This is a genomic window from Pseudoalteromonas sp. Angola-4, assembly GCF_028599265.1.
GTDB classification, from domain to species: domain Bacteria; phylum Pseudomonadota; class Gammaproteobacteria; order Enterobacterales; family Alteromonadaceae; genus Pseudoalteromonas; species Pseudoalteromonas atlantica.
Map to the genome: position 1 here is coordinate 125,264 of NZ_JAQREK010000002.1, position 26,647 is coordinate 151,910.

Annotated in this window: 25 protein-coding genes; 9 read left to right on the top strand and 16 right to left on the bottom strand. The window is 41.2% G+C overall.

All coding sequences use genetic code 11. The annotated features are described in order from the left end of the window. Nucleotide 1: 1 nt before the first annotated feature. The 5 genes from PSH48_RS02995 to seqA all read right to left on the bottom strand — a co-directional run bounded on the left by PSH48_RS02995 (nucleotide 2) and on the right by seqA (nucleotide 5,814). Nucleotides 2-979 (bottom strand): alpha-ketoacid dehydrogenase subunit beta, encoded by a 978-nt coding sequence (locus tag PSH48_RS02995; protein ID WP_024033553.1) that lies wholly within the window; start codon nucleotides 977-979, stop codon nucleotides 2-4. Further along, nucleotides 979-2,193: a thiamine pyrophosphate-dependent dehydrogenase E1 component subunit alpha gene (locus PSH48_RS03000; RefSeq protein WP_273610881.1), complete on the bottom strand. Its 1,215-nt coding sequence runs from the start codon at nucleotides 2,191-2,193 to the stop codon at nucleotides 979-981. Before PSH48_RS03000 ends, PSH48_RS02995 begins: the two co-directional genes overlap by 1 nt. Nucleotides 2,194-2,458: 265 nt before the next feature. Further along, on the bottom strand, nucleotides 2,459-3,511 hold the full coding sequence (astE, locus tag PSH48_RS03005; protein WP_054982559.1) for a succinylglutamate desuccinylase: 1,053 nt from the start codon (nucleotides 3,509-3,511) through the stop codon (nucleotides 2,459-2,461). Nucleotides 3,512-3,590: 79 nt separating this feature from the next. Beyond that, nucleotides 3,591-5,228, bottom strand: coding sequence for a phosphoglucomutase (alpha-D-glucose-1,6-bisphosphate-dependent) (pgm, locus tag PSH48_RS03010; protein WP_004586669.1), 1,638 nt, complete (start codon nucleotides 5,226-5,228; stop codon nucleotides 3,591-3,593). A gap of 10 nt (nucleotides 5,229-5,238) precedes the next feature. After that, nucleotides 5,239-5,814, bottom strand: a complete 576-nt coding sequence (gene seqA / locus PSH48_RS03015) for a replication initiation negative regulator SeqA (RefSeq protein WP_024033550.1) — start codon at nucleotides 5,812-5,814, stop codon at nucleotides 5,239-5,241. A gap of 344 nt (nucleotides 5,815-6,158) precedes the next feature. Between seqA and PSH48_RS03020 the strand changes: the two genes are divergently transcribed. From PSH48_RS03020 to fur, 5 genes are all read left to right on the top strand, one after another. Then, complete coding sequence (locus tag PSH48_RS03020) at nucleotides 6,159-6,926, top strand: alpha/beta fold hydrolase (RefSeq protein WP_055253688.1); 768 nt, start codon at nucleotides 6,159-6,161, stop codon at nucleotides 6,924-6,926. 95 nt (nucleotides 6,927-7,021) lie between these two features. Continuing rightward, complete coding sequence (locus PSH48_RS03025; protein ID WP_004586672.1) at nucleotides 7,022-7,243, top strand: DUF2788 domain-containing protein; 222 nt, start codon at nucleotides 7,022-7,024, stop codon at nucleotides 7,241-7,243. A 2-nt stretch (nucleotides 7,244-7,245) separates the two neighbouring features. Further along, nucleotides 7,246-7,524 (top strand): LexA regulated protein, encoded by a 279-nt coding sequence (gene ybfE, locus PSH48_RS03030; RefSeq protein WP_004586673.1) that lies wholly within the window; start codon nucleotides 7,246-7,248, stop codon nucleotides 7,522-7,524. 14 nt (nucleotides 7,525-7,538) lie between these two features. Then, complete coding sequence (gene fldA, locus PSH48_RS03035) at nucleotides 7,539-8,066, top strand: flavodoxin FldA (protein WP_004586674.1); 528 nt, start codon at nucleotides 7,539-7,541, stop codon at nucleotides 8,064-8,066. A 188-nt stretch (nucleotides 8,067-8,254) separates the two neighbouring features. Continuing rightward, nucleotides 8,255-8,698, top strand: a complete 444-nt coding sequence (gene fur / locus PSH48_RS03040; RefSeq protein ID WP_004586675.1) for a ferric iron uptake transcriptional regulator — start codon at nucleotides 8,255-8,257, stop codon at nucleotides 8,696-8,698. 127 nt (nucleotides 8,699-8,825) lie between these two features. On the opposite strand, the gene glnS is transcribed toward fur, so the two are convergent. Next, nucleotides 8,826-10,490: a glutamine--tRNA ligase gene (gene glnS / locus PSH48_RS03045; protein ID WP_273610882.1), complete on the bottom strand. Its 1,665-nt coding sequence runs from the start codon at nucleotides 10,488-10,490 to the stop codon at nucleotides 8,826-8,828. Between the two features lie 210 nt (nucleotides 10,491-10,700). On the opposite strand from glnS, the gene PSH48_RS03050 reads away from it, so the two are divergent. Next, nucleotides 10,701-11,771 (top strand): DUF3083 family protein, encoded by a 1,071-nt coding sequence (locus PSH48_RS03050; RefSeq protein ID WP_138576498.1) that lies wholly within the window; start codon nucleotides 10,701-10,703, stop codon nucleotides 11,769-11,771. A gap of 62 nt (nucleotides 11,772-11,833) precedes the next feature. Here the strand turns inward: PSH48_RS03050 and sucD are convergent, their stop codons facing one another. From sucD to sdhC, 8 genes are all read right to left on the bottom strand, one after another. Beyond that, nucleotides 11,834-12,706 carry a succinate--CoA ligase subunit alpha gene (gene sucD, locus PSH48_RS03055; RefSeq protein ID WP_004586678.1) on the bottom strand — a complete coding sequence of 291 codons (873 nt, stop codon included), beginning with the start codon at nucleotides 12,704-12,706 and terminating at the stop codon, nucleotides 11,834-11,836. Beyond that, nucleotides 12,706-13,872, bottom strand: a complete 1,167-nt coding sequence (sucC, locus tag PSH48_RS03060) for an ADP-forming succinate--CoA ligase subunit beta (protein WP_004586679.1) — start codon at nucleotides 13,870-13,872, stop codon at nucleotides 12,706-12,708. Before sucC ends, sucD begins: the two co-directional genes overlap by 1 nt. Before the next feature lie 177 nt (nucleotides 13,873-14,049). Beyond that, nucleotides 14,050-15,573, bottom strand: coding sequence for a 2-oxoglutarate dehydrogenase complex dihydrolipoyllysine-residue succinyltransferase (gene odhB / locus PSH48_RS03065; RefSeq protein ID WP_024033546.1), 1,524 nt, complete (start codon nucleotides 15,571-15,573; stop codon nucleotides 14,050-14,052). Between the two features lie 3 nt (nucleotides 15,574-15,576). Next, nucleotides 15,577-18,396 carry a 2-oxoglutarate dehydrogenase E1 component gene (locus PSH48_RS03070; RefSeq protein ID WP_004586681.1) on the bottom strand — a complete coding sequence of 940 codons (2,820 nt, stop codon included), beginning with the start codon at nucleotides 18,394-18,396 and terminating at the stop codon, nucleotides 15,577-15,579. An 89-nt stretch (nucleotides 18,397-18,485) separates the two neighbouring features. Next, nucleotides 18,486-19,202: a succinate dehydrogenase iron-sulfur subunit gene (locus PSH48_RS03075; protein ID WP_004586682.1), complete on the bottom strand. Its 717-nt coding sequence runs from the start codon at nucleotides 19,200-19,202 to the stop codon at nucleotides 18,486-18,488. A 10-nt stretch (nucleotides 19,203-19,212) separates the two neighbouring features. Next, on the bottom strand, nucleotides 19,213-20,985 hold the full coding sequence (gene sdhA, locus PSH48_RS03080; protein WP_004586683.1) for a succinate dehydrogenase flavoprotein subunit: 1,773 nt from the start codon (nucleotides 20,983-20,985) through the stop codon (nucleotides 19,213-19,215). Beyond that, entirely contained in the window at nucleotides 20,986-21,333 is a 348-nt protein-coding gene (gene sdhD, locus PSH48_RS03085) for a succinate dehydrogenase, hydrophobic membrane anchor protein (protein ID WP_004586684.1), read from the bottom strand. Beyond that, nucleotides 21,324-21,701 (bottom strand): succinate dehydrogenase, cytochrome b556 subunit, encoded by a 378-nt coding sequence (gene sdhC, locus PSH48_RS03090; protein WP_084554498.1) that lies wholly within the window; start codon nucleotides 21,699-21,701, stop codon nucleotides 21,324-21,326. The genes sdhD and sdhC overlap by 10 nt, the downstream gene beginning before the upstream one ends. 416 nt (nucleotides 21,702-22,117) lie before the next feature. Between sdhC and PSH48_RS03095 the strand changes: the two genes are divergently transcribed. The 3 genes from PSH48_RS03095 to PSH48_RS03105 all read left to right on the top strand — a co-directional run bounded on the left by PSH48_RS03095 (nucleotide 22,118) and on the right by PSH48_RS03105 (nucleotide 25,170). Next, a complete protein-coding gene (locus PSH48_RS03095) occupies nucleotides 22,118-23,404 on the top strand; it encodes a citrate synthase (RefSeq protein WP_004586686.1) in 1,287 nt (428 codons plus the stop codon). A gap of 109 nt (nucleotides 23,405-23,513) precedes the next feature. Continuing rightward, entirely contained in the window at nucleotides 23,514-24,740 is a 1,227-nt protein-coding gene (locus PSH48_RS03100) for an aminotransferase class V-fold PLP-dependent enzyme (RefSeq protein ID WP_273610883.1), read from the top strand. Between the two features lie 13 nt (nucleotides 24,741-24,753). Continuing rightward, nucleotides 24,754-25,170 carry a SufE family protein gene (locus tag PSH48_RS03105; RefSeq protein WP_004586688.1) on the top strand — a complete coding sequence of 139 codons (417 nt, stop codon included), beginning with the start codon at nucleotides 24,754-24,756 and terminating at the stop codon, nucleotides 25,168-25,170. 1 nt (nucleotide 25,171) lies between these two features. On the opposite strand, the gene tcdA is transcribed toward PSH48_RS03105, so the two are convergent. Next, nucleotides 25,172-25,975 carry a tRNA cyclic N6-threonylcarbamoyladenosine(37) synthase TcdA gene (gene tcdA / locus PSH48_RS03110; RefSeq protein WP_248450925.1) on the bottom strand — a complete coding sequence of 268 codons (804 nt, stop codon included), beginning with the start codon at nucleotides 25,973-25,975 and terminating at the stop codon, nucleotides 25,172-25,174. Next, on the bottom strand, nucleotides 25,976-26,647 hold the full coding sequence (locus tag PSH48_RS03115; protein WP_248442252.1) for a TIGR01621 family pseudouridine synthase: 672 nt from the start codon (nucleotides 26,645-26,647) through the stop codon (nucleotides 25,976-25,978).

Sequence of the window (26,647 nt, forward strand, 5' to 3'; positions counted from 1 at the left end):
CCTAAAAATCCATTGATTGTTTAATTGCGGCCATTACTTTTAGCGCATCAGGCACATATTCTTTTTCAAGTGCTAATGGGTAAGGTGTATCTAACCCACATACTCGCATAATAGGTGACTCAAGGTGTAAAAAGCACTCTTGCTGAATAGTCGCCGCAATTTCGGCACCAAAGCCATTGGTAATAGGCGCTTCGTGGCTTATCACTAAACGTCCTGTTTTAGTGACCGACTTAGCAATTGTCTCAACATCCCAAGGTAATATGCTTCTAAGGTCAATCACCTCACAACTAATGCCTTGTTCATTGGCTTGTTTTGCTGCGTTTTCAACAATTTCCATTTGCGCGCCCCACGCAAGTACAGTGATATCTGTACCTTCTTGTACTACTTCTGCTTTACCCAGCTCAATGCTGTAATCATCCTCTGGTACTTCGCCGGTAGAAGCGCGGTATAAACGTTTAGGCTCGAAGAAAATAACGGGGTTATCGTCTTTAATACTTGCTCGTAGTAACCCTTTTGCTTGGTACGGGTTACGCGGTACCACTATTTTTAGCCCTGGCGTATGGGCAAAGTATGCCTCTGGCGATTGTGAGTGATATAAGCCCCCCGCAATACCGCCACCATACGGTGTGCGAATCGTTAAATTGCCCACGTTAAATTCATTACCACTGCGGTATCTAAACTTGGCAGACTCATTAACTATTTGGTCAAATGCCGGGAAAATATAATCAGCAAATTGTATTTCAGCAAGTGCAGGCGCGCCAAACGCGGCTAAGCCATTGGCAAAACCTAAAATACCTTGCTCTGTAAGCGGAGTGTTAAATACGCGGTGTTTACCGTACTTTTCTTGCAAACCTGAGGTCGCTCTAAAAACACCACCAAAATAGCCAACATCTTCACCAAAAATACACGCCTGAGGGTGCTCATTCATGGTGATATCGAGCGCAGAATTAATTGCGTGTAGCATGTTCATTTTAGCCATTACTTAATTCTCCCTGCTGTGATTGGGTACGCATCTGGGTGCTGCTTTATATGTGCTTTTAAATCGTTATATTGGCGCTCAAGTGAAGGAATTGGCGTATCGTAAACATCTGATATTAGCTCTTCAAGCGCTGGCTTTTGCACTTTTTCAGCACGTTTAAGGGCGGCTAAAATATCTTCGCGAATAGTGTCTTTCGCTTTAGCATCGTCCTCTTCGTTTAACCACTCTTGTTTGATCAACCATTTTTTAAATTTATCAATTGGGCAAACTTTATGCGTGGCCTCTTCATCTTTTGAGCGGTAACCACTTGGATCATCTGAGGTTGAGTGAGCACCTAATCTGTACGCTATTGACTCAATTAATACCGGCTCGCCCTGCGTTGCTGCAATTTCGCGGGCCTTTTGTGTTGCTGCAAACACGGCTAATGCATCTGAGCCATCAACTCGTATGGTTTTAATGCCATACCCTACGCCTCGCGATGCTATACCATCGCCTTTAAATTGCTCATCTGCAGGTGTTGATATTGCATACCCGTTATTACGTGCAAAAAATATAACAGGGGCTTTGTGTACCGCAGCCATATTTAAACCCGCATGAAAGTCACCTTCAGATGCTGCGCCCTCACCAAAGTAACAAATAGTCACATTATCTATGGTGCTTGCAAGTTCGCCGGTTTTTGCGTCAATGTGTTTTACTTTTTGCCCATAGGCATACCCTGTAGCTTGAGGAATTTGCGTACCGAGGGGCGATGATATGGTCATATAATTTAATTCTTTTGAACCATAATGAATCGGCATTTGGCGGCCTTTTCCTAAATCTAACTCATTAGAAAACATTTGATTCATAAATTGGTCAAGCGTAAATCCGCGGTAATGCAAAGCGGCTTGCTCGCGGTATTGCGCCATAATCATATCATCTTGATCAAGTGCAGCAGCAGAAGCAGTAACAGCGGCTTCTTCACCTAAACATTGCATATAAAAGCTTACGCGGCCTTGGCGCTGCGCGCCTTGCATCCGCTCATCGAGTAGGCGAATAAAACGCATTGTTTCGTATAGTTTAATCGCTGTGAGTTTAGAAATAGTCGGTGCGGTAGCACTAGGATGAATGTCGCCGTCCTCAGTTAAAATACTAAGGGTTGGAATAGTTAGCGCATGACCGTCTATAAACTCGAGGTCGTGGTTAATATTCAGCGATACGTTATTTGGATTACTCATAACCTACCTTCTCTTGTTGTCTGTGATACAGCGCCCCTTTTAAGTTTTTATTATGGGTGAGGCTTGCGAATAAACTTTGCAGCATCTGCGCTGTATTTAATTAAAGCTGCCACCACCTTACGTTAACGTAAGATGTTATTCAACAAGTGTAAGACGAAACAAAAGTAAAATACGATTAAAAAGATGGAAAGTTAACTGTACGCATTTATTAAACTAATAAAAACATACAGTTAAATATTCAAGGCGAGTGGTCTGATGAGTTTTATTAGACGAAATTACTATCTACTTGCATAGGAATAACGGTAAGCAGTGCCCTTTGCCCAAGCGCAACGTGCGCATTTGGAAAAATAATAGCTTCCCCTTCCACATCGGCATAATAAGGGGTATCGCCGTCTGTTGCTAGCAACTCACCTTTAGCAAACCCTGTGAAATTTTCTGCATCATCAGAAAACGGAAAGCTAAAGTCCTGCTGCGTTCTATTAATTGTGCGATGCACGGCAAACAGCTCAAAATCACTTGCATTAAATTGAGGGTATTGGACTTCTTTTTGGCTAATTAATGCAGTTAGCGTTTGCTTGGTTTTTGCAAAGCGAGCCATGTCGTTTTCACCAAACGGTTTAACTTGACCCAGTTCAACGGTAAATGAATCAGCGCCATGAACAAACGAAGAATAGTAACTGAATGTGGTTGCCGGTGATTTCATCATCAATACGGTATTTACACCGCAGCTAAGTAAAAATTGTAACTGCGATTTTTTCCATGGTTTACCATGAAGATAAGGATACACAGCGAATTTTTCATTTTTTGAGCCACGTATAGCAGTATGTAAATCATAATGATAACGTGCACTGCCTTGCTCGCCCCGTGCAAAAAAGTCAGTTACATACTCTTCTAGTTTTGCTGCGCGTTTGCGCTCATCATTCATTGGCACACCCTCAACAGTGTGGTGGCCATTAAACAAACGGTTTAGGTTTTCTTCTACAAAGCGCAGGCCAATATTTATTGATTTTGGATTACCAAATATAAAGAGCACACGCTGATTTAATGCAAGCTCACCTTTTATTATGGTTTTTATTAGCTCGTCACATATTTCTATAGGTGCGGTTTCGTTACCGTGTACAGCGCTTGAAAGCACAACATCTTTTGTTGTTGTACCCTGAGGTTGAAATTCAATAACGCCTGTATCGTGAACGGTTACGCGCGTGCCATTTTCTAAAGCAAATTCACTTGCCTCTAAATGCCATTCATTGTCGCGACTGAGTGTTAAAAAATCGCCGCTATTTATTAGTTCATTTAAATAATCTGGTTTGGCTAACATGATAAGCCCTTTTATAGTGTGAGAGATACAAACAAAAACGGCTGAATAAATCAGCCGTTTCTAAATACTGTAAACCGTGTTAGCTGATCACAGAATCAACTAATTGCTTCGCTTCTTTTTCTAGTAGTGCTAAATGTTCTTCACCTTTGAAAGACTCAAGATAAATTTTATAAATATCTTCAGTACCAGAAGGACGTGCTGCAAACCAGCCGTTTTCAGTCACTACTTTTAAGCCGCCAATGGCCGCATCATTGCCAGGAGCATGAGTCAGTTTTTGTAAAATAGGTTCACCAGCTAATGTATCGGCTTTAACATCGCTTGCACTAAGTGCTTTTAAACGTGACTTTTGCGCACTGCTAGCAGGGGCATCTAAACGCTTGTATAGTGGAGAGCCAAATTCTTGCTCTAGCTCTTTATAAAGCGCTGATGGTGTTTTACCTGTTACTGCGAGTATTTCAGCTGCAAGTAACCCCATAATAAAGCCGTCTTTGTCGGTACACCATACGCTGCCATCAAATCGTAAAAACGCAGCGCCAGCACTTTCTTCGCCACCAAAGGCAAGCTTGCCTTTGTTTAAGCCATCTACAAACCATTTAAAGCCAACCGGCACTTCTTTAACTTTACGCTCATTACGTGCTACTACGCGGTCAATCATTGAGCTAGAAACCAGCGTTTTGCCAATTTCTACACTGCTGTCCCAGTCGCGATGTTTTAATAAATAATCAATCGCTACCGCTAAAAAGTGATTAGGATTCATTAATCCATCTGGGGTAACTATACCGTGGCGGTCGTAATCGGGGTCGTTGCCAATAGCAATATCAAAGTCGTCTTTTAATTTAATTAAATTAGCCATTGAGTAAGGTGATGAACAATCCATACGGATTTTGCCATCTTTATCAAGTGGCATAAATGCAAAACGCGGATCAACACTGTCGTTTACTACGGTTAAATCTAAATTATATTTTTGCGCTATTAATGGCCAAAAGTTAATACCAGAGCCACCTAGCGGGTCAATACCTACTTTAATACCCGCATCGCTAACGGCTTTTAAATTAACGATATTTTCTAAGTCGTTAATGTATGGCGTCATTAGGTCTTCGTATTTAATAAACCCTGAACGCGATGCTTTAGCAAATGGAAACAGCTCAACTTCTACTAAATCTTCTAATAGTAATTGATTTGCTCTGTCTTCAATCCATTTAGTTACGTCGGTATCTGCTGGGCCGCCGTTAGGTGGATTGTATTTAAAGCCACCGTCTTCTGGCGGGTTATGTGAAGGCGTTACCACAATACCATCGGCTAATTCGTTAGGATTTAATTTGTTATGGCAAACAATAGCATGGCTAATGACAGGGGTTGGCGTGTAATCGTGATTTTGCTGGGTGATTACTTGCACCTCATTAGCCACTAATACTTCTATGGCAGAGTTAAAAGCAGCTTCACTTAATGCATGCGTATCTTTACCTAAAAAAAGCGGACCAAAAATGTCGTTTTGCTTTCTGTAGTCACAAATAGCTTGTGTAATGGCTAAAATATGAGATTCGTTAAACTTAACATCGTAAGAGCAACCACGGTGACCCGACGTACCAAAAGCAACACAATGCTCTGGGTTTTGCTCTAAGTCTGGCTCATTTAAGTAATAAGCCGATACCAGTTTTGGTACGTTAACTAAAGTTGAATGTGGCGCAGTTTTCCCAGCACCTGAATGAATAGCCATGTTTATTTCCTTACAAGTAATCGCGAATTTCTTCTGCTTGCTCTGCTGAATAACCTAAGCACAGCGCAACCTCGTGTAGCATCATTTTTTTACGTGTCGTGTTTGAATTTGTCATCACCCAGTACTCACTGTCGGTAATGTTTTTAGGGTTCATACTACTGCCGCTATTAACTAAGTCTTCTTTGCTGGTTGCAAAGTAAACGCGGTCGCGCCCTTTTATATCAAGCACAGCACTAAACTCTTTTTTATGTGTTCTATAAAAAGCACTTAAAATAAATAAAAACCTGCCTACCACCCCTTTTTGCATTGCTAGTTCTTCTTTATTTAGAATATTAAATACATTAGCGTTTGTTTGCTTCACGGGTGTGACAACCTCTTGCTCTTGGCTGTCGTTAGTAGCTGGCGTGTCGTCAAGTGGGGCTTGAGTAGCTGTTTGATTGTTTTGATTGTTCTTAGCAACGGGAGTGTTGTCATCACCGTTTAGATTTAATAAACGACGTAAAATAGTGGATGCGCTTTCGCCAATACTTTGTGTATTGCTAGCAATATACTGATATAACTCGTCGTCTATGTCGATTTGTTTCATGTTGTTCCTGTCATTACGGGCCACATTTTTTCTTTCCCCGTGATTATACCCAAACCAAATATAAATGCGAGTTACAACAAGCACTCGCACAAACATAACCTATAAACGCGCTAATAAAGGTGTGTTGATTATTTGCTTATAAACCCAATGTAGTAATTAACAGCTTTTAAAAGTACTACCCATATTATTATCTCCATTAGGCTGGTAACACCAAAGAGCCCATAACTGGCGTAAAAATAAACGGTGTTACCCCATAAAAGGCGCGTGCAGAGCAGTTAACCGTTATATCTTTTGCTTTTTAGGGCAATGCTCGGCAAACTAAGCCAAAATTTTAGGAGGCGGTCATGCTATTAAACTATAAACAATACGGTGAAGGTCCGGATGTAGTGATCATTCATGGTTTATTTGGCTCTTTAGAAAACCTAAATGTTATTGCAAAACCATTGAGCGAGCACTTTAGGGTAACGAATGTAGATTTGCGTAACCATGGCGCTTCACCGCACAGTAATGAAATGAACTACCCTGCAATGGCCGCAGATATTGTTGAGCTAATGAACGCGTTAAATATTAACAATGCGCACCTGATTGGCCACTCAATGGGCGGTAAAGTGGCAATGGAAGTGGCGCTAATGCATAGCCAAAAAGTAAATAAGCTGGTGGTACTTGATATTGCCCCTGTGAGTTACCCTGCCCGCCACACACAAATTATTAATGCACTAAAAAAAGTGGCAACTAGCCAGGTTACTGATAGAAAACAAGCTGATGCTATTATGAGCGAGTACATTAATGAGCTAGGTGTTAGGCAGTTTTTACTAAAAAGCTTAGCTAAAAACGACGATGGACAGTACAAATGGCGATTTAATTTAGATGTACTTGATGAAAAATATTCGACAATCACAGCCAATGTTAATGAAAACAATTCTTGTTTGTGCGATACTTTGTTTATCAAAGGCAACGATTCTGATTACATACTGCCAGAATACCGCGATGAAATAACAAAGCGCTTTAAAAATACACGAGCAAAAATTATACACGGTGCAGGACATTGGCTTCATGCTCAAAAACCCGCTGCAGTTAATAAAGCAATAAATGACTTTTTAACAGGGCTTTAATGCAATTTTAATCATGTGTTTTTGGTTATCCGTACTAAATTAATGCATATTTATATGCTATAGTACGCGCCGTTTAATTTAAAGGTTATACGTTGATGGTCAGTCAGTTTATTAACGAATTTGATACCCTAGGGTTGTACTTTGGCTTAGCCGGTATTTTTGTATTCATCGGCCTGGCAATTAAAGACGTACTTAATAGTGGTAACGTACCTAAGTTTGGTCGCTACATTGTGTGGGGCGTCCTCTTTTTAGGGTGTTCTGGCTTTATTGCGAAAGGACTTATACAAGTTTTTTGGCAAGGTGCAGGTGTAGGTTAGGCATGGCGAAGTCAGAAACAGATAGAACAACTCCCGATTTATTTGAATACGAAAAGCGCCCAGGCAGGCCTAAAACGAACCCTTTACCAAGGGATATGCAGTTAAAGGTTAATAAACGTAATCAAATAAAACGAGATAAAGCACGCGGTTTAAAGCGTGTAGAATTTAAAGTTTCATCACAGTTATATCAGGCACTGAGTGATATGGCAGATGCACAAAATATTAGCCGTAGTGCGCTGATTGAAACAATTTTACAAGAAAGATTGGCTATTGATAGATAAAAGGTTTGAAGTCCATGGCAAGTGTAGGCATTTTTTTCGGAAGTGACACAGGTAATACAGAACACGTAGCAAAAATGATCCAAAAAGAATTGGGTAAAAAGCTTGTGGCTGTACACGACATTGCAAAAAGCTCTAAAGAAGAGATTGCAGAGTTCGATTTAATCTTATTCGGTATTCCTACTTGGTACTACGGTGAAGCACAATGTGATTGGGATGACTTTTTCCCTGAGCTTGAAGAAGTAGACTTTGAAGGTAAGCTAGTGGCTATTTTTGGTTGTGGCGACCAAGAAGACTACGCAGAATACTTTTTAGACGCTATGGGTATGATCAACGATATCGTTACCGAGCGCGGTGCTATTGTGGTTGGCCATTGGTCTAGTGAAGGCTACGACTTTGAAGCATCTAAAGGTATGGCTGATGACACGCACTTTGTAGGCTTAGGTATTGATGAAGACCGCCAACCTGAATTAACAGAACAACGTGTTAAAGCATGGTGCGCACAAGTATATGATGAAATGTGCTTAAGCGAACTAGCAGACTAACCTCCCCCCCTTTTATCGCTAACTGTTTAAATAATTATCAAACAGTTAGCGACTTTAGAATTAATAGCAAAATTGATCAATTGTTCTTTGCACTCAGTGCTTAGGCGCGTTATCCTTGTTATTGCTAATGTGTCGTGTGCATCTGTAAGAGATGTCTAGTATAACCAAACAAATTTGAGACAGATTTAATGACTGATCATAACTTGGAACTTAAAAAAGCCGGTTTAAAAGTAACTTTACCGCGTATTAAAATCTTAGAAATTCTACAATCTCCAGATAACCAACACATCAGCGCTGAAGATGTATACAAAATTCTTTTAGATTTAGGTGAAGAAATTGGTCTTGCGACTGTTTACCGTGTATTAAACCAATTTGATGACGCAGGTATTGTAAGCCGTCACCATTTTGAAGGCGGAAAGTCAGTATTTGAACTTTCTGGCAGCACTCACCACGACCACCTAGTGTGTTTAAAATGTGGTAAAGTTGTTGAATTTGAAGATGACTTAATTGAACGTCGCCAGTTAGAAATAGCCGAAGAAAACGGTATTACACTAACAAATCACTCTTTATACCTATACGGTGAGTGTCAAGACAAAGCAGCGTGTAAAGCATTTAGCGATTCAAATAGCTAATAACGCGCTATAGTAATAAAAAAACCTGCTATTGCAGGTTTTTTTGTGTTTAAAATTAAACATTTAAACTGTGTTTAATGCCAATTTGCAATAATGAGATATTATGCAAATTGGTATTATAAAAGCGTTACTGCTTCTCGATTTTAGCCCATGAATCTCTAAGACCAACCGTTTGGTTGAATACTAAATTTTCTGACTTTGTATCACGTGAGAAATAGCCAGTACGCTCAAACTGGAAGCCTTGAGCCGGTTCGGCTTTAGCAAGCGATGCTTCTAGTTTTGCATTTTCTAATACAACTAACGAATTAGGATTAAGTGTCGATTCGAACTCTTCAGCTGCACCTGGGTTTGGTACATTAAATAAACGGTCATACAATCTAACTTCTGCATTAACCGACTCAGGCGCAGAAACCCAATGAATAACCCCTTTTACTTTACGGCCGTCACTTGGGTTTTTACCTAATGTTTCGTTGTCGTAAGTACAGTAAATAGTGGTAATTTCACCATTTTCATCTTTTTCTACACGCTGGGCTTTAATTACATAAGCACCACGTAAGCGTACTTCTTTATCAAGTACTAAGCGTTTAAATTTATTATTCGCTTCTTCGCGGAAATCTTCACGCTCAATGAAAAGCTCACGAGTAAACGGTACTTCACGACGCCCCATTTCTTCTTTATTAGGGTGGTTAGCTACCGACAATGTTTCTACATTATCTGTATCAAAGTTTTCTATTACAACTTTAACTGGATCGAGTACTGCCATTGCGCGTGGTGCGTTTTCATTTAAGTCTTCACGGATACACGCTTCAAGCATGCCCATTTCAACCATGTTTTCTTGCTTAGTCACACCGATACGTAAACAGAACTCACGTATTGAAGCCGGTGTATAACCACGACGACGTAAACCAGCAATAGTTGGCATACGTGGGTCATCCCACCCTTCTACATAGTTATTTACAACTAAGTCGTTTAGCTTACGCTTAGACATAATTGTGTATTCAAGATTTAAGCGCGAAAACTCAATTTGCTTTGGGTGGCACTCAAGGCTGATATTATCAAGTACCCAGTCGTATAAACGACGGTTATCTTGAAACTCAAGTGTACACAATGAATGGGTTATCCCCTCAAGCGCATCAGAAATACAATGTGTGAAGTCATACATTGGGTAAATGCACCACTTGTCACCTGTTTGATGGTGATGAGCAAAACGAACGCGATAAATAATTGGATCGCGAAGCACCATAAATGAGCTTGCCATATCAATTTTAGCGCGTAGCACACACTCACCTTCTTTGAATTCACCCGCGCGCATTTTTTCAAACAATGCGAGGTTTTCTTCTACTGAGGTGTCTCTGTATGGGCTGTTTTTACCCGGTTCTTTTAACGTACCGCGATACTCGCGTGCTTGTTCGGCCGTTAAAAAACAAACGTACGCTAAGCCTTTTTCAATAAGCTCTACTGCATAGCCGTATAGGGTATCAAAATAGTTTGACGAATATTTTATCTCACCACTCCAGTTGAAGCCTAACCACTGCACGTCTTCTTTGATTGAATTAACGTAGTTAATATCTTCTTTTTCTGGGTTTGTATCATCAAAACGTAGGTTACATAAACCATCGTAATCTTTTGCAATGCCAAAATTCAAACAAATTGATTTTGCATGGCCAATATGTAAAAAGCCATTTGGTTCAGGTGGAAAACGTGTATGCGTAGTTGCATGTTTGCCACTTGCTAAATCTTCATCAATTCGAGTTCTTATAAAGTTACTTGGGCGATTCTCAATTTCCGCCATAGGAGTGCGATCCTCTGAATATTCGTGATAACAAAACTAATGCATTATTACAAAAACAAACACTAACATACAGCACTAGATGCGGGTTTATTCTAGTTATTATGGCAATGGTGCATTAGTTTATTACTTAAATTTGTTTTAGCGCAATATTTGAGTCATGAAAGGCATTTATAGTACCTAAAAACTTAAGCTCCTTAAAAGGATTCAAAGATGGCCAGTTCTACACAACACAGAGTCTATATACCAACAAATGCGCGAGCTAATCACTATTTACTCGCTGAAATTACACCCACTGATGACTTTTACACTAGTTTTAGCGATATCGATAGTTGCTATACCCGCATTGCCAAGCAACTATTTGCAGGCTGTGATGAATACGAGCTACATAATGTACACCTACTCGCTAACGACAAATTACCCGTTGTCAGATTTCATGATGAGTCGTATCAATTAGAAACAGCTAAGCAAATGTTGTTTTTTTACAACCCGCGTTACCACGAGGCGCACAAACTACACTACACCCCTACTTTTAAAAGTAAAAAAATTCGCTTGTTATTTTTAGCCACCGGTGATGATTTACGCGCAAGCTCGGCACAATTTCACAGCAGGGTACAAAAAGTGTTAGATAATTTACAAACACAATTATTTATTGAACAACCCCAGTTTAAGCTTCGCGATCATCAGCATTTAACCTATGACTTATTTGCCAAGAGTAAAGGCTGCAACCAAAGTTACGGCTACAAACTTAGAAGCCTATACCCCCGTTATTTAGCTCGCCAATGTAAAATACCCGCCGAGCATGCAGAAATGACCTATGCAACGTTTTCTATACCGGTTTCGCGCGGCATTAAAACGCAATTTCAAAGCTTAATAAATAAAAATAATTACACTGAGTTTTATAACTACTTTGCCCAATCATTTAAAGGGTGCTGCGAGCGATACGAATTATCTCACGGCGCTATGGTTGCTAATGGTGCAAGGCCCATAGTGCGTAATAGCCAAATAGATAAAAATGATGGGAATGCAGAATTACAAAAAATAAGTTTTGATGTGAATGGCACAGCCACGCAAATACATATTTTTTTCAATGCTGAAAAGTTAGTTGAGTCACTACATTTTGTGATTGTTGCCACCCATAAAGATAAACATGAAATGGGCTACGGCCGCTTTATGAATCAAGTAGAAAAAACAATACACGCTATGTGCTCAGAGCTGGCAATAAATAAAGAACGACAAGATTTATCAGTACGGTTTTTTCAACACATTAGTTACCCATACTAATTTTTAAGCCAATAACAAAAAGGCTCGCAAATGCGAGCCTTTTTAAAGATTAAGCAAACTGATTACCAGCCTGTTTTCTCTTTAAGTGCTTTACCGATATCAGCAAGTGAACGTACAGTTTGTACGCCAGCAGCTTCTAGTGCAGCAAATTTCTCATCAGCAGTACCTTTACCGCCTGCGATGATTGCGCCAGCGTGACCCATACGCTTACCTTCTGGTGCAGTTACACCAGCAATGTAAGAAACAACAGGCTTAGTTACGTTAGCTTTAATGTACTCTGCAGCTTCTTCTTCTGCAGTACCACCAATTTCACCAATCATTACGATTGCTTCAGTTTGTGGATCTTTTTCGAACATTTCTAGCACGTCGATAAAGTTAGTACCTGGGATTGGGTCGCCACCAATACCAACACACGTAGACTGACCAAAACCAGCGTCTGTAGTTTGTTTAACCGCTTCGTACGTTAAAGTACCAGAGCGAGAAACAATACCTACTTTACCAGGCTTGTGGATGTGACCAGGCATGATACCAATCTTAGTCTCACCAGGAGTGATAACACCTGGACAGTTAGGACCGATCATACGAACACCAGAGTTATCAAGCTTAACTTTAACGTCAACCATGTCTAGCGTTGGGATACCTTCAGTGATACAAACGATTAGCTCGATGCCCGCATCGATAGCTTCTAAGATTGCATCTTTACAGAACGGTGCTGGTACGTAGATAACTGACGCTGTTGCGCCTGTTTCTTTAACTGCATCGCGTACTGTGTTGAATACTGGAAGACCAAGGTGCGTTTGACCGCCTTTACCTGGGCTTACACCACCAACCATTTGTGTACCGTACTCAAGCGCTTGCTCAGAGTGGAAAGTACCTTGGCCACCAGTGAAACCTTGACAGATAACTTTTGTATCTTTATTGATTAATACAGACATTATTTGCCCTCCGCAGCAGCTACAACTTTCTCAGCAGCGTCTGTTAGTGATTCAGCAGCGATGATATCTAGGCCAGAGTTCTTAAGAACGTCACGACCTAATTCAGCGTTAGTACCTTCTAAACGTACAACTACAGGCACGTTTACACCTACTTCTTTAACTGCGCCAATGATACCTTCAGCAATCATGTCACAACGTACGATACCACCAAAGATGTTAACTAAAACAGCTTTTACGTTATCGTCAGAAAGGATGATTTTGAATGCTTCAGAAACACGCTCTTTAGTCGCGCCGCCACCAACATCTAGGAAGTTAGCTGGCTTGCCGCCGTGTAGGTTTACGATGTCCATAGTACCCATCGCTAGGCCTGCACCGTTAACCATACAACCTACGTTACCATCTAGTGCTACGTAGTTAAGCTCGAAGCTTGCTGCGTGAGCTTCACGTGCATCTTCTTGAGATGGATCGTGCATTTCACGGATTTTTGGTTGACGGTAAAGTGCATTACCATCGATACCAATTTTGCCGTCAAGACAGTGAAGGTTACCTTCGTCTGTGATTACTAACGGGTTGATTTCAAGAAGAGCGAAATCAAAATCGTTGAACATGTTGCCAAGACCCATAAAGATCTTAACGAACTGCTTCATTTGTGTAGGGTTAAGACCCAGTTTAAAACCTAACTCACGTGCTTGGTAAGCTTGAGGACCCACTAATGGATCGATCTCTGCTTTGTGGATAAGCTCTGGAGTTTCTTCAGCAACAGTTTCAATTTCAACACCGCCTTCAGTAGACGCCATGAAAACAACTTTGCGAGAAGCACGGTCAACAACTGCACCTAAGTACAATTCGTTAGCGATATCTGTACAGCTTTCTACTAAAATTTTAGCAACAGGCTGACCATTTTCGTCTGTTTGGTAAGTAACTAAGTTTTTACCTAACCAGTTTGCAGCGAATTCTTTTACTTCTTCGATTGTTTTAACTAGCTTAACACCGCCAGCTTTACCACGGCCACCTGCGTGAACCTGAGTTTTAACAACCCACATATCACCGCCAATTTTTTCGGCAGCTGCTGCAGCTTCTTCAGGTGTATCGCAAGCGAAACCTTGAGAAACTGGTAAACCATATTCGGCAAAAAGTTGTTTTGCCTGATACTCATGCAAATTCATGATGCTTTATCCAATTTTTTATACTAAAAGAGCTGAATATTTATGCAAATAAACAGCTATCCCAAATTGCGCACCTAGTATAGATCCCAAGGCTTAACATGAAAACCCCAGTAACACCAAAGGCGCAAAAAAAAAGCTGTGAATTGTCATTCACAGCTTATATTTCATACTACTCGATTAAACATCCAGTAATAAGCGAGTTGGATCTTCAAGTAACTCTTTAATAGTTACTAAGAAACCAACAGATTCTTTACCATCGATTTGGCGATGATCGTAAGATAGTGCCAAATACATCATAGGAAGAATTTCAACTTTACCATTTACAGCCATAGGACGCTCTTGGATTTTGTGCATACCCAAGATTGATGACTGTGGTAAGTTAATAATAGGCGTAGAAAGTAACGAACCAAATACACCACCGTTAGTAATGGTAAAGTTACCACCTGTCATATCGTCAAGTGTTAGTTTACCGTCACGGCCTTTAAGGGCTAATTCACGAATACCTTTCTCGATTTCAGCAACAGATAGCTTGTCGCAATCTTTAAGTACTGGTGTAACTAAACCACGTGGTGTAGATACAGCGATGCTGATATCAAAGTAATTGTGGTAAACAATATCGTCACCATCAATTGATGCATTTACGTCAGGGAAACGCTTAAGTGCTTCAGTTACTGCTTTCACGTAGAAAGACATAAAGCCTAAACGAATACCGTGACGCTTCTCGAATACTTCTTGGTATTGCTTACGAAGGTCCATGATAGGTTTCATGTTTACTTCGTTAAACGTAGTTAACATTGCTGTTGAGTTTTTCGCTTCTAATAAACGATTAGCAATGGTTTTACGTAAGCGCGTCATTGGTACACGTTTTTGTGTACGGTCACCCATAGGTGCAGCAGGTGCTGAAGCGGCTTCTTTTTTAGCAGCTGGAGCAGGTGCTTTTAAGAAAGTATCAACGTCTTCTTTAGTTACACGGCCGTTCTTACCTGTGCCTTTAATTTTAGACGCATCAAGCCCTTTTTCAGCGATTAAACGACGTACAGACGGCGTTAACACATCTGAGCTATCGTTAGACTCACTTGCAGCAGGCGCTTCTTCTGCTTTAGCTGCAGGTGCCGCTGGAGCGCCGCCCGCTTTAACGTTACCAATAACTTGTTCGCCAAGTACAGTATCGCCTTCTGCGTTTAGTTGCTCGCCCATGATACCGTCTTCTTGAGCTACTACTTCAAGAACAACTTTATCAGTTTCAATATCTACCAAGTTTTGGTCGCGAGTTACCGCTTCACCTGGTTGTACATGCCATGTAGCAATTGTTGCGTCTGCAACTGATTCTGGAAGTACAGGTACTTTAATGTCCACTTCTTTACCTTCTGATGCTGGAGCTGATTGCGCCGCAGGCGCGTCTTCTGATTTTTCAGGTGCGGCTTCTTCTTTAGCCGGAGCACTGTCACTTGCTGGTGCTGCATCAGCATCACCAAGTAAACCGATAACTTGGTCGCCAAGTACCGTTGCACCTTCTTCTTGTGATATTTCAGTAATTACACCATCATTTTGTGCAACCACTTCTAAAACCACTTTATCTGTTTCAATGTCTACTAAGTTTTGGTCACGGCTTACTTTGTCGCCTACACTTACATGCCATGTAGCAACGGTAGCATCTGCAACCGACTCAGGAAGAACAGGAACTTTAATTTCTGTGCTCATTGCTTATCCTTTCTTTTGTATAGTAAGCGCGTCTGCAACGAGCGCTTGTTGTTCTTTAGTATGTACTGACATGTAACCACACGCTGGAGATGCCGACGCCTTACGCCCTGCGTAAGTCAATTTAGCACCCTGTGGGATTGCATCAATAAAGTGATGTTGCGAACAGTACCAAGCACCTTGGTTTTGTGGCTCTTCTTGACACCAAACAAAATCAGTAACGTGTTGGTAACGTTCCATAATCGTGTCCATTTCTGCATGTGGGAACGGGTATAACTGCTCCACACGTACAATAGCAATGTTGTCTTGCTCAAGCTTACGACGCTCTTGTAATAGTTCGTAATAAACTTTACCGCTACAAAATACTACGCGTTCTACTTTCTCAGGGTTAATATCATCGATTTCGTCGATCATATTATGGAATACACCTTGTGAAAGTTCTTCAAGTGAAGATACCGCAAGTGGGTGACGAAGTAGTGATTTTGGTGTCATTACAATCAATGGACGTCGAAGTGGTCTAACTGATTGACGACGTAGCATAGCGTAAACTTGTGCAGGTGTTGAAGGAACACACACTTGCATGTTGTGATCGGCACAAAGCTGTAAAAAACGCTCTAAACGTGCAGAACTATGCTCTGGACCTTGACCTTCATAACCATGCGGAAGCAAACATGTTAAGCCACATAAACGGCCCCACTTTTGCTCACCAGAGCTTAAGAACTGGTCAAATACGACTTGTGCACCATTTGCGAAGTCACCAAACTGGGCTTCCCAAAGGACTAATGATGTAGGTTCAGCTGTTGCATAACCATATTCAAAAGCAAGTACCGCTTCTTCTGATAAAACAGAATCAAATACTTCAAAAGTACCTTGGTCTTCACTTAAATTTTGAAGAGGTAAGTAAGTTGAACCATCCGACTGGCTATGTACTACAGCATGGCGGTGGAAGAAAGTACCACGCCCTGAGTCTTGGCCAGTTAAACGTATATCTGTGCCTTCAGAGGCAATTGTTGCATAAGCAAGTGTTTCTGCCATACCCCAATCTAGTGGTTTTTCGCCACTTGCCATAAGCTTACGGTCATCGTAAATCTTTTTAACACGAGACTGTGCTTTATATTGCTCAGGGAACTGCGCAACTTGTTCGCCAAGTGCTTTTAGCTTATCTACCGGTACGCTTGCGTCGTACTCAACATTCCACTCATGGCCAACATATTTTGCCCAATCAGATGAGTGCGAAGTTTCTGGCTGAATTTCTTCAACAACACAGTTACCTTCATCTAAGCCGTTACGGTATTCATCAGCTAATGCTTTAATTTCACTCTCAGTGAATGAGCCTTCAGACATAAGTTGATCAGCGTAAATTAAACGCGGAACCGCATGCTTTTTAATTTTTTGGTACATAAGAGGCTGTGTTGCATTAGGCTCATCAGCTTCGTTATGACCATGGCGGCGATAACATACTAAATCGATGACTACGTCACGTTTAAACTGGTTTCTAAAATCAAGTGCAAGTTGTGTAACAAATGCAACGGCTTCAGGGTCATCAGAGTTAACGTGGAAGATTGGTGACTGAACCATTTTAGCAATGTCAGTACAGTAATCTGTAGAACGTACGTCGTCTTGTTTTGAGGTTGTAAAACCAACTTGGTTATTTACAACAATACGGATACTACCACCACATGAGAAGGCATTTGTTTGCGACAAATTAAATGTTTCTTGTACAACACCTTGGCCTGTAATCGCTGAGTCACCGTGGATAGTAATAGGTAATGCTTTGCTACCTGAACTGTCACCTAAACGGTCTAAACGTGCTCTTACTGAGCCCATAACCACAGGATTAACAATTTCTAGGTGAGAAGGGTTAAACGCAAGTGCCATATGAACATTGCCACCTTTGGTCGCAAAGTCAGATGAATAACCCATATGGTATTTAACGTCACCAGAGCTTAACGTGTCTTTGTGTTTACCAGCAAACTCATCGAATAATTCAGATGGGTTTTTACCTAACACATTAACTAGTACGTTTAAGCGACCACGGTGGGCCATACCAATAACAGCTTCTTTTTGCCCGCTTTCGCCGGCACGGTGAATAAGTTCTTTAAGCATAGGAACTAACGCATCACCACCTTCAAGTGAGAAACGCTTAGCACCAGGGAACTTTGCACCTAAATATTTTTCAAGACCATCTGCTGCGGTTAATCCTTTAAGGATACGCAGTTTTTCTTCTTTAGAAAAAGTAGGTCGTGATTGAACAGATTCTAAACGCTGTTGTAACCAACGCTTCTCTTCTGTTGATGTGATGTGCATATACTCAGCACCAATAGAACCACAATAGGTGGTTTTAAGTGCCTGGTATAGTTCACCTAAAGGCATAGTATCGCGGCCTACGGCAAACGATCCTACGTTAAATTCGCGGTCAAAATCAGCTTTAGATAAGTCGTGGTATTCTAGCTCTAAATCTCGAACACGCTCTCGTTGCCAAATGCCTAATGGATCTAGGTTAGCATTTTGGTGTCCTCGAAAGCGGAAAGCATTAATAAGTTGTAGTACTTTAACCTGTTTAAGGTCACCGCCACTACCCTCTGCTACCACTACCTCTCTATGCTTGTTTTTAGCAAGCGCCGCAAACTGTGAACGAACTTCTGAATGCTTTACTTCAACATCCACACCATCTACTTTTGGTAATTGTTCGAACACTTCTCGCCATTCTTCTGGCACAGAAGTCGCATCATCTAAATACGCTTCATAAAGCTCTTCTACATAAGCAACGTTGCCGCCGTTTAAATGTGAAGATTCTAGCCATGCCTTCATCACACCTTCGTGCATTTATAAGCCCTTTTCTTTAGCGCAGAAATTAATAGTTGTCATAACAAGATGGCTAATAAAAATATTAGCCATCTTACGTTACTAAGTGATTAAACCGCGCGGTTTAATAACATAGATTTAATTTGTCCAATTGCTTTGGTCGGGTTGAGACCTTTAGGACAAACGCTAACACAGTTCATGATACTGTGGCAACGGAACACACTGAACGCATCGTCTAAGTCTGCTAAACGTTCTTCAGTTGCCGTATCGCGGCTATCAGCCAAGAAACGGTAAGCATGAAGAAGGCCTGCTGGACCAATGAACTTGTCTGGATTCCACCAGAACGAAGGACACGATGTAGAACAACATGCACATAAAATACACTCGTAAAGTCCATCTAATTTATCACGTTCTTCAATAGATTGAAGACGCTCACCAGCCGCTGGCTGATCGTTAATTAGGTATGGTTTAACTTTTTCGTACTGAGTGTAGAACTGACTCATGTCAATAACAAGGTCACGTACCACAGGTAAGCCAGGTAAAGGACGAATTACAATAGTACCTTTGCCGCCTTTTTGCAGCGTAGATAATGGTGTAATACATGCTAAACCATTTTTACCATTCATGTTAACGCCATCAGAGCCACACACGCCTTCACGACATGAGCGACGGAATGATAATGTTGGATCTTGCTCTTTTAATAATAAAAGTGCATCCAATACCATCATGTCCTGACCTTCCTCTGTTTGCAAAGTATATTCTTGCATACGAGGTGCGTTATCAACATCCGGATTGTAACGATAAACTGAAAATTGTACTTGTGCCATCGTCTCGCTCCTAGTAGGTACGTGCTTTAGGTGGGAACGCTTCACGCGTCTTAGGCGCGTAGTTTACGTCACGCTTGCTCATTTCATCCGTTACCGGATTGAATACTGAGTGACATAACCAGTTTTCGTCATCACGATCTGGGTAGTCAAAGCGAGAGTGTGCACCACGGCTTTCAGTACGGAAGTTTGCAGCTACTGCAGTTGAGTAAGCTGTTTCCATTAAGTTGTCTAGTTCAAGACATTCGATACGCTGCGTGTTGAAGTCTGATGATTTATCATCAAGACGTGCATGCTGCAGACGTTCACGAATTTCTTTAAGCTCTTTAAGACCTGTCGCCATAGACTCACCTTCACGGAATACCGAGAAGTTAAGCTGCATACATTGTTGTAGGTCTTTTTTGATTTGAACTGGGTCTTCACCTTGGCCAGCCGTTGAATTTTCCCAACGGTTAAAGCGTGCAAGAGACGCGTCAATATCAGATGCTGTCGGTGCTTTAGTAATTTCAACTTCGTTTAGGTATTTACCTAGGAAGTTACCCGCAGCACGGCCAAATACAACTAAATCAAGTAATGAGTTACCACCTAGGCGGTTTGCACCATGTACAGATACACAGGCAATTTCACCTACTGCAAATAAGCCTTCTACTACTTTTTCGTTGCCGTTAGCATCGATTTGTAGCGCTTGACCATTTACGTTAGTTGGAACACCACCCATCATGTAGTGACAAGTTGGTATTACTGGAATTGGCTCTTTAGCAGGGTCAACGTGTGCGAAAGTTTTAGCAAGGTCACATACGCCTGGTAGACGTAAGTTAAGCGTTTCTTCACCTAAGTGGTCAAGTTTCAGCTTAAGGTGTGGACCCCAAGGACCATCACAGCCACGGCCTTCACGGATTTCAGTCATCATTGAACGTGCTACAACGTCACGAGACGCTAGGTCTTTAGCGTTTGGTGCATAACGTTCCATGAAGCGTTCGCCATCTTTATTTAAAAGATAACCACCTTCACCACGACAACCTTCCGTTACAAGTGTACCAGCGCCTGCAATACCCGTTGGGTGGAATTGCCACATTTCCATATCTTGCATAGCAACGCCTGCACGGGCTGCCATACCAACACCATCACCCGTATTAATGTGAGCATTGGTTGTTGATGCGAAAATACGACCAGCACCGCCGGTTGCAAGTACAACAGCTTTTGATTTGAAGAAAGTGATTTCACCTGTTTCAATCTCAATTGCTGTACAGCCTACTACATCGCCATTGTCGTTTTTAACTAAATCTAGTGCATACCACTCAGAGAATACATTAGTTTGGTTTTTAACGTTTTGTTGGTATAGAAGGTGTAATAAAGCGTGACCAGTACGGTCAGCTGCTGCTGCAGTACGTGCAGCTTGTTCACCACCAAAGTTTTTCGATTGACCACCGAAAGGACGTTGGTAAACACGGCCATTTTCAAAACGAGAGAATGGTAAACCCATGTTTTCTAATTCAGTAATAGCTTCTGGGCCTGTTTGACACATGTATTCGATAGCGTCTTGGTCACCGATAAAATCGGAACCTTTAACGGTATCGTACATATGCCATTCCCAGTTGTCTTCGTGTGAATTACCTAGCGCTACTGTAATACCACCCTGTGCAGATACAGTGTGTGAGCGTGTTGGGAATACTTTAGATATTAATGCACACGTTTTGCCAGATTCGGTAATGGCAAGAGCGGCGCGCATACCAGCACCACCTGCACCAATTACTACGGCGTCAAATTCACGAACAGAATATTTCACTTAAACACCCCATAAAACGATTAGACCAATAGCTACGTAAGCAACGGCCATCAGGTTTAATACAAAGCCTAAAACAGCGCGTAGTTTAGCGTTTTTAACGTAATCCGTTAAAACTTGCCAAAGGCCAATGCGGGTATGAACCATCATGCATACAAGAGTAATAAGTGTAAAACCCTTCATTGCTAGATTAGAGAATAGGCCTGTCCAGGCTTCGAAAGTGACTTCTGGCGTTGCTAAAAAATAGCCGATAATAAAAATCGCGTATGCGGTGATTACTAGTGCCGTGGTACGTAAAGATACGAAATCTTGTACACCATCACGTTTAAGAGTTGCTTGATTTAAGACCATATCCACACCCCTGCCAGTACGGCAAATACAACGCCAAGTGCCATTGCAATTTTAGCGCTAAGGTTACCTGATTCAAGTTCTTCCCAGTGGCCCATATCCATAATGATGTGACGGATACCACCAATAAGGTGATAACCCAATACAGAAAGTGTGCCCCAAGCTATGAATTTGGCAATGAATCCGCTAAACAGACCCTTGACGAATTCAAAACCTTCAGCTGAAGAAAGAGACTCAGACCAAGCCCAAATGACAAACGTTAAAGCAAAAAATAATGCAACACCGGTGACGCGGTGAAAGATTGATGCTTTAGCCGTTGCCGGCATAGATATAGTTGTTAGATCTAGATTTACAGGTCTTTGCTTTTTCACAGTTACTTGCCCATCTTGCTCACATTGGAGCTCATCTACTTGTTTTTCTAAAACCCACCAAAATTTCTGGTGGAACTATCAAAGTAAACGTGTCAATACAGCAAAAGTTCACAAATCTGCAAAAATTACGCTGTAAAAATATGTTTACCTAAATACAAAGCGGTTTAAAACCTCCGATAGTATATATACCCAAAGGTTGTTTTACAATTCTTGTTTAGTTAGAGACGTTTGCGAATTAGCCGATAGTATAATATTTAATTAATACCGAATATTTATTATACATATATGCATAATGTTTATAAAAATTGACTTTAACCCCCTCTTTCACGTTAAAATGCGAAGATGTGCTTAAAACAAGATTTCAGAACTTTAAAAATCTAAAAATCAGAATAGATATCTTAATAGGAGATACATAGATGGCAGATAAAAAAGCCACAGTCCATATTGATGGACTAGATCCAATCGAACTTCCAATTTATCAAGGCACTGCTGGCCAAGATGTGATCGACGTACGTACGTTGGGTTCACACGGTCACTTTACTTATGACCCAGGTTTCATGTCGACTGGCTCTTGTGAATCTGCAATCACCTACATTGATGGTGGTAAAGGTGTATTACTTCACCGTGGTTACCCAATTGAGCAATTAGCTGAAGACTCTAACTACATCGAGCTTTGTTACTTACTATTAAACGGTGAGTTACCAACTAAAGAGCAATACGATGCATTTGCAAAAGAAATCACGCATAACACCATGCTTGATGAGAAAATTGCTAACTTTTTCCAAGGTTTCCGCTTCGATGCTCACCCAATGGCAATGCTATGTGGTGTAGTAGGCGCATTATCTTCTTTTTACCACGAAGATCTTGATATTACTGATGCAAGCCAACGTAAAACAAGCGCTATTAAACTTGTCGCTAAATTACCGACTATTGCAGCTATGGCGTACAAAACAAACATTGGTCAACCGTTTGTTTACCCGCGTAACGATTTAAGCTACGCAGAAAACTTCTTACACATGATGTTCTCTGTACCGGCTGAAGAATACAAAGTTAACCCTGTTACAGCTAAAGCAATGGATAAAATCTTCATGCTTCATGCTGATCATGAGCAAAACGCTTCAACGTCAACAGTACGTTTAGCGGGCTCTTCAGGCGCTAACCCATATGCATGTATTGCAGCGGGTATCGCATCTCTTTGGGGCCCTGCTCACGGCGGTGCTAACGAAGCATGTTTAAACATGTTAGAAGAGATTGGTTCTGTTGATCGTATTGATGAGTACGTAGCAAAAGCGAAAGATAAGTCTGATCCGTTCCGTCTTATGGGCTTTGGTCACCGTGTTTACAAAAACTTCGACCCACGCGCTACAGTAATGCGTCAAACGTGTCACGAAGTATTAGAAGAGCTTAACATTCAAGATCCGCTTCTTGATATTGCAATGAAGCTTGAACAAATTGCCCTTGAAGACCCATATTTTGTAGAGAAGAAACTTTACCCTAACGTTGATTTCTACTCAGGTATTATCTTAAAAGCGATTGGTATTCCAACAAGCATGTTCACTGTAATTTTTGCAATGGCACGTACTGTTGGTTGGATCACTCACTGGGATGAGATGCTATCTCAACCTGGTCATAAGATCAGCCGCCCTCGTCAAATGTATACTGGTTACACTCAACGTGACTTCGTATCAACTGACAAGCGCTAAGCTTAGTTAGTTAAAAAGGCCGCTTTTGCGGCCTTTTTTGTGTGCTTAGCTTGTCAATTTTATGAAACCGATTACAATTCCTGCCTAAATTTATAGATGTTGAATAGCCATGCCTTCTCGAGAGTTTGATATAACAAAAATCCGCAACGACTTCCCTACTTTAAACCAAACCCTTAATGGCAACCCTTTAGTTTATTTAGACTCTGGCGCAACGTCGCAAAAGCCACAAAGCGTTATTGATGCAACCACTCGTTTTTATAATTTAGGCAACGCAAACGTTCACAGAGGCCGCCACACCTTAAGCGAGCGCGCTACAGAGCATTTTGAAGAGGCAAGATTAAAAACAGCGGATTACTTTAACGTAAATGCTAAAGAAATCGTCTGGACTAAAGGCGCAACAGAGGCGCTAAATTTACTTGCTCATGGTCTACAAAGGCAAATTACTGGTGAAGATACGGTTTTAATTACACCCCTTGAGCACCACGCTAATATTGTTCCTTGGCAGGTATTAACGCAAAATACCGGGGCTACGTTATCTGCACTTCCCCTTGAGCAAAACGCGACGTTTAATATAGCGCGCTGTATAGACATGATCACGCGCACTAAAGCAAAGGTGCTGTGTATCAGCCAAGCGTCTAACGCATTAGGTAATATTACCAATTTAGCGCCATTAATAGCTGCAGCGAAAGCAGTCGGCACGTTAGTTGTTGTTGATGGCGCACAAGGAGCCATGCATTTACGCCCTAATTTAAAGCAGCTTGGATGTGATTTTTATGTATTCTCAGCGCATAAAATGCTTGGGCCTACGGGTGTAGGGGGCTTATATGGTCGCTATGAATTACTTAATGCGCTTACCCCGTATCAAACGGGTGGTGAGATGATAGATACTGTAACGCTTGAAAAAACCAGCTACAGAGACGCTCCTGCTAAATTTGAGACCGGCACCCCAAATATAGCCGGCGTCATTGGCTTCAGTGCAGCAATTGATTATTTATCAGCCCTAAACATAGAACAGTTACAGCGCCATGAGCAGGCTATTTTTAATTATGCAGCCACACAGTTGAGTAAAATTAACGGTATTACTATTTATAGCGACCTAAACAACAATATTGGCACCCTTAGTTTTAATTATAAAAGTGAACACCCTTACGATTTGGCAACTTTGCTTGACGGATTTGGTATTGCAGTACGCAGTGGACACCATTGTACGCAACCATTAATGCACCATTTAGGGGTAAAAGGCACTGTTCGAGCAAGCTTTGCATTTTATAATACCCACCAAGATGTTGATAATTTCATCAATGCCTTGAAAGAAACGATTGAATTATTAGACTAATTTAGGATAACTCATGACAAATACGTTTAAAAACGTAGTAAAACCTATACAACAGGCGCAATCTTGGCAGCAAAAATATCGCGAAATAATGCTTCTGGGCAAAACACTTCCCGCTTTAGCGGATGTACTTAAAACCGATGACGCACTGGTGCCAGGGTGTGAGAGCAAAGTGTGGATGTTTATGGAGTTTGACGATAGCGAGAATCGTTTAGTGGTTATTGGCGACTCAGACACTCGCATTGTAAAAGGCTTATTAGCGATAATTTTAGCGCTTTATAATGGCTTAACACCTGAAGAAGTCGTGAATATTAATGCGTATGACGAATTTGAAAAGTTAGGCTTAATTAAACACCTTAGTGCATCTCGAGGGAACGGAATAAAAGCCATGGTCGAGGCAATTCAAAGCATGGCAACTAACAAGCTCAATTAAACTATTGAGCTTGTTGTAAACGCTGTTTTTTATCTAAATATTTACGTACCGCTTTAGCCGCTACAAAAAAGCCAAAACTTCCGGTGATCATAGTTACCGAGCCAAACCCGTTATTACAATCCATATTCATTGTACCATCAGCATTTTGTTTAGCGTGGCATACACTGCCATCACTGCCTGGGTAAACAAGTTGCTCAGTTGAGTACACACAATCAATATTAAATTTGCGTTTAGGGTTGTTACTAAAATTATATTGTTTGCGTAAAATATAACGCACTTTAGCAAGTAGCGGATCTTGCGTGGTTTTAGCCACATCACCAAATGTTATTTGGCTAGGATCAGTTTGCCCACCCGCGCCGCCAGTAGTAATAATAGGCATTTTATTGCGCTTACAATGAGCAATAAGCGCCGCTTTTTCTTTAACTGCATCAATACAGTCAATAACGTAATCAAAACCTTGAATATGCTCACGAATATTTTCAAGAGTAATAAAGTCATCTATCACAGTTACTTTACACGCTGGGTTTATCAGTTCGCAGCGACTTTTCATTGCATCTACTTTGGCTTGGCCAATACTGCCGCTAAGTGCATGAATTTGCCTATTTACGTTCGTCGCGCAAATATCATCTAAATCAATTAAAGTGATTTTACCCACGCCTGTACGTGCTAAAGCTTCGGCGGCCCAACTTCCTACACCGCCTATCCCCACTACACAAAAATGGGCTTGTTGTAGCCAGTCAAATTGTTGGTTACCGTATAGGCGTTTGATCCCGCCAAAACGAATATCTGTTACTTTTTCGCTCATTTACCAATCCAGTTGCCATGGCGATTGCCATGCTTGAAATTCTTGATGATTAATTAATTGCTGGTACTCATCACCCGTAGTAGGTAGCAAAGAGCAATTAATTTGCTCCCCATGCCATAAAAAACTTAACGCATAGGCATGAAGATACGCCCGCTCAGCTGCGGTGCCACTATAAAGTGTATCGCCTAAAATTGGCGCCCCTAAACTTTTTAATGCCACTCTAAGTTGGTGGGTTTTACCCGAATACGGCTTTAAAATATACGCTCTAAACCCCGGCTTATAACTAAAAGAATAAAAGCGGGTAATGGCCGGGTTTTGCAGGGTCGGTAAAAGCTTAAACATGCCCCTGCGAGACTTAGCCATATCACCTTTTATCCACCCTTGCTTTTTTTTAGGTTTAGCATTGCTTATAGCTAAATAAAACTTGTTTATTGCGTGCTCAGTAAAAAGAGACGTAAATTTAGCAGCGGCTTCTTTATTGCGACTAAGAATAATAAGGCCAGATGTCACTTTATCAAGGCGGTGAACAGCAAATAATTTTTCGCCAGTTTGCTGCTCAGCTAATACCACAAACCCTTTTTCACCTTCTGAGTGAAAATTAAGCCCCGCTGGTTTTTCAAATATATAAAAATCAGCGTGGCTAAATACTATGGGTAATTCACTTTTAACCAT

Bases quoted from the DNA above. Each gene is read 5' to 3' on its own strand.
- PSH48_RS03050 (WP_138576498.1), top strand. From the start codon at position 10,701: ATGGCCAGTTCTACACAACACAGAGTCTATATACCAACAAATGCGCGA.
- PSH48_RS03075 (WP_004586682.1), bottom strand. From the start codon at position 19,202: ATGGCACAAGTACAATTTTCAGTTTATCGTTACAATCCGGATGTTGAT.
- sucD (WP_004586678.1), bottom strand. From the start codon at position 12,706: ATGTCTGTATTAATCAATAAAGATACAAAAGTTATCTGTCAAGGTTTC.
- astE (WP_054982559.1), bottom strand. From the start codon at position 3,511: ATGTTAGCCAAACCAGATTATTTAAATGAACTAATAAATAGCGGCGAT.
- glnS (WP_273610882.1), bottom strand. From the start codon at position 10,490: ATGGCGGAAATTGAGAATCGCCCAAGTAACTTTATAAGAACTCGAATT.
- PSH48_RS03070 (WP_004586681.1), bottom strand. From the start codon at position 18,396: ATGCACGAAGGTGTGATGAAGGCATGGCTAGAATCTTCACATTTAAAC.
- PSH48_RS03105 (WP_004586688.1), top strand. From the start codon at position 24,754: ATGACAAATACGTTTAAAAACGTAGTAAAACCTATACAACAGGCGCAA.
- ybfE (WP_004586673.1), top strand. From the start codon at position 7,246: ATGGCGAAGTCAGAAACAGATAGAACAACTCCCGATTTATTTGAATAC.
- tcdA (WP_248450925.1), bottom strand. From the start codon at position 25,975: ATGAGCGAAAAAGTAACAGATATTCGTTTTGGCGGGATCAAACGCCTA.
- PSH48_RS03000 (WP_273610881.1), bottom strand. From the start codon at position 2,193: ATGAGTAATCCAAATAACGTATCGCTGAATATTAACCACGACCTCGAG.
- odhB (WP_024033546.1), bottom strand. From the start codon at position 15,573: ATGAGCACAGAAATTAAAGTTCCTGTTCTTCCTGAGTCGGTTGCAGAT.
- fur (WP_004586675.1), top strand. From the start codon at position 8,255: ATGACTGATCATAACTTGGAACTTAAAAAAGCCGGTTTAAAAGTAACT.
- fldA (WP_004586674.1), top strand. From the start codon at position 7,539: ATGGCAAGTGTAGGCATTTTTTTCGGAAGTGACACAGGTAATACAGAA.
- PSH48_RS03100 (WP_273610883.1), top strand. From the start codon at position 23,514: ATGCCTTCTCGAGAGTTTGATATAACAAAAATCCGCAACGACTTCCCT.
- PSH48_RS03115 (WP_248442252.1), bottom strand. From the start codon at position 26,647: ATGGTTAAAAGTGAATTACCCATAGTATTTAGCCACGCTGATTTTTAT.
- PSH48_RS03095 (WP_004586686.1), top strand. From the start codon at position 22,118: ATGGCAGATAAAAAAGCCACAGTCCATATTGATGGACTAGATCCAATC.
- pgm (WP_004586669.1), bottom strand. From the start codon at position 5,228: ATGGCTATTCATTCAGGTGCTGGGAAAACTGCGCCACATTCAACTTTA.
- PSH48_RS02995 (WP_024033553.1), bottom strand. From the start codon at position 979: ATGGCTAAAATGAACATGCTACACGCAATTAATTCTGCGCTCGATATC.
- sucC (WP_004586679.1), bottom strand. From the start codon at position 13,872: ATGAATTTGCATGAGTATCAGGCAAAACAACTTTTTGCCGAATATGGT.
- PSH48_RS03025 (WP_004586672.1), top strand. From the start codon at position 7,022: ATGGTCAGTCAGTTTATTAACGAATTTGATACCCTAGGGTTGTACTTT.
- PSH48_RS03020 (WP_055253688.1), top strand. From the start codon at position 6,159: ATGCTATTAAACTATAAACAATACGGTGAAGGTCCGGATGTAGTGATC.
- sdhD (WP_004586684.1), bottom strand. From the start codon at position 21,333: ATGGTCTTAAATCAAGCAACTCTTAAACGTGATGGTGTACAAGATTTC.
- seqA (WP_024033550.1), bottom strand. From the start codon at position 5,814: ATGAAACAAATCGACATAGACGACGAGTTATATCAGTATATTGCTAGC.